Source organism: Pseudoalteromonas sp. AWH4_217 (genome assembly GCF_056161105.1).
Genome location: NZ_JBSWYM010000090.1, coordinates 1 through 263, shown reverse-complemented (window position 1 = coordinate 263; position 263 = coordinate 1). Strand labels below are relative to the sequence as shown.

Sequence of the window (263 nt, the reverse complement as noted above, 5' to 3'; positions counted from 1 at the left end):
GAACATGGTGCGGAAGGAGAGACTTGAACTCTCACATCCGAAGATACTGGAACCTAAATCCAGCGCGTCTACCAATTCCGCCACTTCCGCAACGTGGTGGCTATGCCCTGATTTGAACAGGGGACCCCATCATTATGAGTGATGTGCTCTAACCAGCTGAGCTACATAGCCAATGGCTGGAGTACCAGGATTTGAACCTGGGAATGGCGGGATCAAAACCCGCTGCCTTACCGCTTGGCGATACTCCAACGAAAACTCAAACC

3 tRNA genes are annotated in these 263 nt (G+C 51.7%); all 3 read right to left on the bottom strand.

Annotated elements, in window-relative coordinates:
* Positions 1-5 precede the first annotated feature (5 nt).
* The 3 genes from ACXAH1_RS24805 to ACXAH1_RS24795 all read right to left on the bottom strand — a co-directional run bounded on the left by ACXAH1_RS24805 (position 6) and on the right by ACXAH1_RS24795 (position 248).
* Positions 6-90, bottom strand: a tRNA-Leu gene (locus ACXAH1_RS24805).
* Between the two features lie 4 nt (positions 91-94).
* A tRNA-Met gene (locus ACXAH1_RS24800) sits at positions 95-171 on the bottom strand.
* A gap of 2 nt (positions 172-173) precedes the next feature.
* A tRNA-Gln gene (locus tag ACXAH1_RS24795) sits at positions 174-248 on the bottom strand.
* Positions 249-263: the final 15 nt, after the last annotated feature.